Origin of the sequence: Mesorhizobium sp. M7A.F.Ca.CA.003.01.2.1, from assembly GCF_003998945.1 — a bacterium.
GTDB lineage: Bacteria > Pseudomonadota > Alphaproteobacteria > Rhizobiales > Rhizobiaceae > Mesorhizobium > Mesorhizobium ciceri.
The window spans coordinates 1-7,218 of sequence record NZ_RZRA01000183.1; the positions used below are offsets into that span (position 1 = coordinate 1).

A 7,218-nucleotide genomic window follows, 5' to 3' on the forward strand; every position below is an offset into this window, starting at 1 on the left:
TGCTATTCCTTCGTCATCTACAACCGAGACTTTTCGAACGCCCTGCACGACGCCGATGGCAACTCCGTCGCCCAGGGCAACTACGACATCGCGGTCCATGTCGGCACACTGCACAACACGTGTAAGGAAGTGATCCGGGTCTTCGAAGGCGATATGGCACCCGGCGATGTCTACGCAATCAACGATCCTTATGCCGGCGGTACGCATTTCAGCGACGTTCGGCTCGTCCGGCCGATCTTCGATGAAGACAAACTGATCGGCTTCTCCAAGTCGAACGGACACTGGTCGGATCTCGGCGGCTCGGTGCCGGGCTCCTTCGACGTCACCGCCCGCGACATGTTCCGCGAAGGGCTGCGGATAACGCCGCTGCGCCTTTTCCAGCGCGGCCGCTTCTGCTCCGATGTTGCCAACATGATCGCGGCCAACACGCGCGATCCCGCATCGATCATTGGCGACATCCATTCCCAGGCGCAAGCGACGCAGGCGGCCGAGCGCGAACTGCTGCGGCTGGTCAAGAAGTACGGGCGCGGCCAGGTCATGCGCGGTATGGAGGAGGTTCAGGACTACGTCGAACGTGCCGTGCGAAAGCGTCTGGCGGAGCTGCCCGACGGCACCTGGGAGACGGTCGACTACATCGACCGGGATCTCGGTGCCGGCGAGGGCATGATCCCGATCCGCATCAAGATGACGATCAAGGGCGACACGATCCACTACGATTTTACGGGAAGCCACTCGACCATTGCCTCGATGTATAATTCCGCACCGGGCGCGACCTTCTCGGCCGTGGTCGCCGGCATGAAAACCTTCTTTCCGGACCTCCCGCTCAACAGCGGGTTTTACCGGATGATCGAGGTGACCGCGCCGAAGAACAGCATCGTCAGCGCGGAATGGCCGGTGGCGGTGACCGGGTTCCTGATGCCGTTTGAAAAGATCATGAACGCGATCTTCGAGATGTGGTCGAAGATCATGCCCGAACGCGCTATCGCCTGCGCCTTCAACCTCGAATATCTGCTGGCCGGGGGACGGGATGCGCGCAAACCCGAAAAGCCGATCTTCATGTTCTACGAATGGCTGCCTGGCGGCTGGGGCGGGCGCAACGGCAAGGATGGTGCCGATGTCACCACCGCCTGCTTCGGAACCGGGCTGATGTCGCAGCCGAACGAAGGCAACGAGCGGGTCAATCCCACTCGGACGCTCGAGTTCCAGATCAAGCAGGATTCAGCCGGGCCCGGCAAGTGGCGGGGCGGCGTCGGCGTGCAGAAGACCTCATTGCTGCTTGAGGCTGAAAATGCCGTCATGTCCTATATTTGCGACCGCGAGCGTGCTGTCGTCTGGGGTGTCGAAGGAGGCCTGCCGTCGATGCCCCACGGCTTGACCATGAAGCGCGCCGGAGAAGAGACCGAGATCTGGCTCGGCTCCGTATTCTCCGATTACTCCGTCCACACAGGCGACCAGTTCGCTCGTCCGACGGCCGGCGGCGGTGGTTTCGGCGATCCACTGCAGCGCGAGCCCCGCAAGGTGATGGAGGACGTGATCGACGACTACGTTTCCCTGGAGCGTGCCAGGACTGACTACGGTGTGGTGATCCGCGAAATCGACCGCGACCTGTGCCAGTACGAAATCGACGAGACGGCGACCGAAGCCTGCCGTACCGACATCCGGGCGAAACGGAAGGGCTGGGCACGCATGGATCCCGAGGAGGTCGCGCGCAAATACCGCTCCGGCGAGATCGATACGCTCGATGCGGTTCGGCACTATGCCGTGATCCTCGACTGGGAGACCGGCGAACTACTTCCCAAAACCACCGCCCAGTTCCGGGAGAGTTTTGAGAAACGGACCGTCACCCACTGGGTCTGAGCGCCAGCGAGCGCGCCGCAATCTTGCGGGCGCTCGCGGGATGCCAGAGTTATCTGTTTTTTCGATACCATATTCAAAGAATTACTATTTCACAGGAACCTAAAGCTGGAGCAACAATGTCGCAGCGCCGCGAAGGTTGGCTGCTCCGAGGGGTATGACAGATGGCACCAGGCGTGGGACGATCGTTCACCGCGGCCAGCACACTTGAAGAGGCAATGGCAGCACGCCGGCAGGGCGCGGTGGTGCTTGCAGGCGGCACCTGGATGATGCGTGATCCCCAACGCGGGGTCGACCTTCCCGACGCGGTGGTCGCACTCGACCGAATACCGGCCTTGTCCAAGGTCGAAATCGACTCGGACCATGTCGTGATCGGCGCAGCTGTTACCCACGCAGTCCTTGGCCGCGCATTGCATGGGGCAGCGGGCTTCGAAGGTCTGGTTGACGCGGCGGAGAACGCGGCCAATCCCGGTATCCGAAGGGTCGCCACCGTGGGCGGTAACCTTTGTGCCCTCGACTTTGCCGCCGCCGATCTCGCCCCTGCGCTTCTCGTCTGTGAGGCGACGGTGGAGCTGGAGACGTTCGAAGGCCCAAAACTCATCGGTATTTCGGATTTCCTCAAAGACAGGCATGCGCTGCTGGCAGAGGCGATTGTGACGAGAATTCATCTGCGCCGCGACCTTGTCGCAAGCGCGCATATCCGCCTGCCGCTTCGGAAGGCTGGCGACTATCCGGTCGCCGTCGTCTCGCTTGCGGTGGACAAGGACAAACGATGTCGCATCGCCGTCGGCTCGGTGGAGCCGGTAGCGCGGCGCTGGACGGCGCTCGAACAGGCGATGAGGGCAAGCCAGGCCTCCGCGCTCGATCCGGAGCGCGCTGCCGGGCTTGCACTAGAGCACAATGATTTTCAGGGCCGCGACGGCAGGGAAGCGGAGGGTTGGTACCGGCGCCAGGTTCTTCCGCCGCTGGTCAAGCGCGGTGTTGCCGCACTTCTCAAGACCGAGGGCCTGGCATGGTTGTGACATTCCAGCTGAATGGCGAGGACTGCAGCTTTCACGGCGATCCGATGACGCCGCTCGTCGACATCTTGCGGCGGGAACGATTCCTGACGGGGACCAAAGCCGTGTGCCGCGAAGGCTTCTGCGGCGCCTGCACGGTGCATGTCGACGACGAAGCGGTGCCGTCCTGCCTGAAGCCGATTGGCCTGGTCCAGGGGTGCGCGGTCACGACCATCGAGGGATTGAGCTCCGGAAACCAGGCGCTGCATCCGCTCCAGGCCAATCTAGAGGCCGCCGATGCCGTGCAATGCGGCATGTGTTTTCCAGGAATGGTTATGAGCCTTTCGGCGTTCGTGCGTGACAATCCGCATGCGAGCCGTCCCGACATCAAGGCCGCGATGGTCGGCAACATCTGCCGCTGCACCGGATATGAGCGGATCGTCGACACCGTGGCCGACTGCCTTGACCAAGCGCGGAAGGCTGGCCAGTCGGTGGGAGGCCTCCATGTCTGAGCTGTCCGCCACCGTGATGAATCTTCCCCGCCGCGATGCGCAGGACAAGCTGCGCGGGCGGACGAAATACACCAACGACCGGGTTCGCCCCGACATGTTGCATGCCGTGCTGCTGCGGTCGACCGTTTCCGCGGGGCGTATCCGCAAGCTCGACCTTTCGGCGGCACTTCGCTGTCCTGGCGTGCGCGCGGTGGCGACCGGCGCCGACGCGCCAGGCCTCTACGGCATCGGCATTGCCGACCATCCGCTCCTGGCCATCGACACCATCCGCTATCACGGCGAGCCGATCGCCGTCGTTGCCGCCGAAACGGAGAAGCAGGCGCGGGCGGCGCTTGCCGCCATCATGCTTGAGGTCGAGCCGCTGGTACCGGTGTCCACCATGGCCGAGGCACTCCAGCCCGCCGCCCGTCTCGTCCACGAGGGCTGGCGCGGCTATGAGGTGATCACCGAGGGCGGCGCACGTGCCGGCAACATCGCATGGGAGGCAAAATCCAGCCGCGGCGACGTCGATGCGGCCTTCGCCCGTCCCGACATACGCATTGTCGAGAGCAGCTTCACCGTCGGCCGGCAGAGCCATGTGCCTTTCGAACCGCGCGTTGCCATCGGCTCCTGGGAGGACGGCCGTGCTCACATCCAGACCTCGACGCAGGTGCCTTGGACAGTTCGCAACGTCACCGGAAGGGTCATGCAGCTTGCGCCCGGGCGTGTGCGGGTCACCGTGCCGCCTGTCGGAGGCGGGTTCGGCCTGAAATTCGATGCGTCCATCGAGCCGATCACGGCACTTCTGGCGCGGATGACCGGGCGCACGGTGGTCCTGGAAAACACCCGGCAGGAAGAGATGGCAACCTGCCTCTGCCGCGAGAATGCGGAAATCCGCATTCGCTCCGCTGTCACCGCCGAAGGATACATCGCCGGACGCGAGGCGGTCGTGCTGATGGACTGCGGCGCGTATGGCGGCGAACAGGTTTTCCTGACAACGATGACGGCGCACACGCTGGGCGGCAATTACAGGGTTGGCGCAACGCGGCTCGTCAGCCGCGCCGTATACACCAACACACCACCCAACGGCGCTTTCCGAGCTTGCAACGGCGTCTACAACACCTTCGCGTTGGAGCGACACACCGACGAAATCTGCGATGCGCTAGGCTTCGACCCAATGGAGTTCCGGAAGAAAAATGTCCTGGGAGATGGCGATCTCGGTGCCACGGGGCAGGTTTTCGAGGCCGACGTGCTGGGTCCGATGCTCGATCGCATGGAGACACTGCGCGCCAGCACCGGTACATCAGAGGCCGAGGCCGACGGCAGGCTCTATGGAATTGCGACCACGGTCGGCACATGGTTCGTTTTCGTCGGGCCTTCGGCGGCGACGGTGAATTTGAACGCCGACGGCAGCGCAACGCTGGTCACCTCGGGTGTGGAGATCGGATCCGGCACGATGGTGCAATCCCTGCCGCAGATCGTGGCTGGGCAGCTCGGGCTTGCTCCCGACCAGGTGATCGTGCGCGAAGCCGATACGGATGCCGCCGGTCTCGATGTCGGCGTTGGCGGTGGGCGCACCACCGTGTCCATTGGTGCCGCGAGCATCGCCGCCTGCGCGGAAGTGCGGGAGAAGCTGCTTCGGACCGCCGGCGAGATGCTCCAGACCCGACCGGAAGACCTGGTGCTGCGGGACGGTCGTGTCGAGATCACGGGACGTCCCGGTTCCGGCATGTCGATCCCCGCTGTCGTCGCCCATGCACAGGCAACCACTGGCCCGATCACCGGAAGCGGGGCCTTTGCCGCCAGGAACACTCCGGCAATGTCCGGCTGCGCGATGGGGCATTTCATCGATGCGCTCGACATTCCCGTCTTCGTCGTTCACGAGGCCGAGGTGGCGGTTGATCCGGACACCGGCCATGTCGAGGTGCTGGCCTATCGCGTAGTTCAAGATGTCGGCCGCGCGCTCAACCCGCGCGCCATCCTGGGCCAGATACAGGGCGGCGTGGTACAGGGGCTCGGCTATGCGTTGCACGAGGAGGTGACGCTCACCGCCGACGGATGCATCGCGCAGGACGATTTCGAGACTTATCGCCTGCCGCTGGCGCAGGATGTGGTTCCGGTCGCCGCCGACCTTTACGAGGGCGCGCCGTCGATGGGGCCTCTAGGCACCAAGGGTGCGGGCGAGGTCCCGATCCTGGCGGTGGGCGCGGCGATCGGCTGCGCTGTGGCACGCGCCATCGGCAAGCCGGTGCGGCAGCTGCCACTGACGCCGCCGCGCGTGCTTCGACTGCTGCATGAGCGCGAACCACCGCCGGAATTCCCGCACATCGCCCCCGGCTGGGCGTTGAACACTCTGGGCTGAGGCAAGTAAACCATGGTCACCCTGAACTGCGACATGGGCGAAAGCTACGGCAACTGGCGCTTCGGTGACGATGCCGGCATCATGCCTCATATCGATTGCGCCAACATCGCCTGCGGCTTCCACGCCTCCGATCCATGGACGATGCTGAAGACCGTGCGGCTCGCCCTTTCGCATGGCAAGCGGGTCGGCGCGCATCCCTCCCTTCCCGATCGTGAGGGGTTCGGCCGGCGCGAAATGAGACTTCAGCCGGAGGAACTGACAGCTGCCTTCCTCTATCAAATCGGTGCTCTGACAGGGATGCTGGCCGCCGAGGGCGGGCAACTCAGCCATGTCAAGCCGCATGGCATCATTTACGGCATGGCCGCGCACGACGTCGACACTGCCCGGGCAATTGCCGCGGCGGTCAAGCCGTTCGGCGTCCCTCTCTTCGGCATGGCGGGAACCTGTCACGAGACGGCGGCAGCCGAACTCGGCGTTGCCTTCGTGGGCGAGTTCTTTCCCGATCTTGCCTACGCTCCCGGCGGCAGCCTGATCATCCCGCGCGTCCAGTCGGCCATCGACCTGACGCTTGCCGAGCACCGCATGATGGGGGCGCTTACTCGAGGCGAACTCGTCACGACAGACGGCACGATCCGCCCGGTCGACTTCGACACCGTCTGCATCCACTCCGATCCGCCGAATGCGCGCGACGTCGCCGCGCTGATGCGGCGGATCATCGACACTCATTCCAACGGCCTGCCATGATTCATTCTCCCGAATCGTGAAAGCTCCACGCAAGGGACTCGAGGACTATCTCGAACTCACTGCCCGAACCATTTCTCCAAGCCGCTGAGGACTTCCATGGATGCGCTTTCCAACTCTCTCGCCGCCGCCGACATCGCCACCACCATGCACCCCTACACCAACCTGCGTCAGCACGAAGAAACCGGGCCGCTGATCATCAGCCGCGGCGACGGCATCCGTGTGTATGACGAACGCGGCAAGGAATACATCGAAGGGCTGGCCGGGCTCTGGTCGGTGGGCGTCGGCTTTTCGGAAAAGCGGTTGGCCGACGCTGCCTATCAGCAAATGCTGAAGCTGCCCTACTACCACACCTTCTCCTCCAAGGCGCATGAGCCATCCATCCGGCTCGCGGAGAAACTCGTGGAGATGACGCCGGAAAACCTGACGCGTGTCTTCTTCACGTCGTCGGGCTCGGAAGCCAACGACACCATCGTCAAGATGATGTGGTTCATGAACAACGCGCTGGGCCGGCCAAAAAAGAAGAAATTCCTGGCACGGACCAAGGGCTATCACGGCATCACCGTCGCCTCCGGCAGCCTGACAGGCTTGCCGGTCAACCATCGCGACTTCGATCTGCCGGCCATTCCCGTTCGCCACCTGACCTGCCCGCACTTCTATCGCTTCGGCATGGCAGGCGAAGACGAAGCCGCCTTCACGGCGCGCCTGCTCGCCGAGCTGGAAGCGGTGATCGCCGAAGAAGGGGCTGACACCATCGCAGCCTTCATAGGAG

At 63.9% G+C, this 7,218-nt stretch carries 6 protein-coding genes; all 6 read left to right on the top strand.

What is annotated here, in order from left to right:
* On the top strand, positions 1-1,857 hold a 1,857-nt coding region (locus EN969_RS10195; RefSeq protein ID WP_164758208.1), incomplete at its 5' end, for a hydantoinase B/oxoprolinase family protein.
* 161 nt (positions 1,858-2,018) lie between these two features.
* A complete protein-coding gene (locus EN969_RS10200; protein ID WP_063167464.1) occupies positions 2,019-2,876 on the top strand; it encodes an FAD binding domain-containing protein in 858 nt (285 codons plus the stop codon).
* A complete protein-coding gene (locus EN969_RS10205; protein WP_063167465.1) occupies positions 2,867-3,364 on the top strand; it encodes a (2Fe-2S)-binding protein in 498 nt (165 codons plus the stop codon). The genes EN969_RS10200 and EN969_RS10205 overlap by 10 nt, the downstream gene beginning before the upstream one ends.
* On the top strand, positions 3,357-5,705 hold the full coding sequence (locus EN969_RS10210) for a xanthine dehydrogenase family protein molybdopterin-binding subunit (RefSeq protein ID WP_063167466.1): 2,349 nt from the start codon (positions 3,357-3,359) through the stop codon (positions 5,703-5,705). Before EN969_RS10205 ends, EN969_RS10210 begins: the two co-directional genes overlap by 8 nt.
* Before the next feature lie 12 nt (positions 5,706-5,717).
* Positions 5,718-6,449, top strand: coding sequence for a LamB/YcsF family protein (locus EN969_RS10215; protein ID WP_063167467.1), 732 nt, complete (start codon positions 5,718-5,720; stop codon positions 6,447-6,449).
* A 96-nt stretch (positions 6,450-6,545) separates the two neighbouring features.
* A partial coding sequence (locus EN969_RS10220; protein ID WP_127419104.1) for an aminotransferase class III-fold pyridoxal phosphate-dependent enzyme occupies positions 6,546-7,218 on the top strand: 673 nt, incomplete at its 3' end.

Coding starts and splice junctions, on each gene's coding strand:
- EN969_RS10200 (WP_063167464.1), top strand. CDS start 2,019: ATGGCACCAGGCGTGGGACGATCGTTCACCGCGGCCAGCACACTTGAA.
- EN969_RS10205 (WP_063167465.1), top strand. CDS start 2,867: ATGGTTGTGACATTCCAGCTGAATGGCGAGGACTGCAGCTTTCACGGC.
- EN969_RS10210 (WP_063167466.1), top strand. CDS start 3,357: ATGTCTGAGCTGTCCGCCACCGTGATGAATCTTCCCCGCCGCGATGCG.
- EN969_RS10215 (WP_063167467.1), top strand. CDS start 5,718: ATGGTCACCCTGAACTGCGACATGGGCGAAAGCTACGGCAACTGGCGC.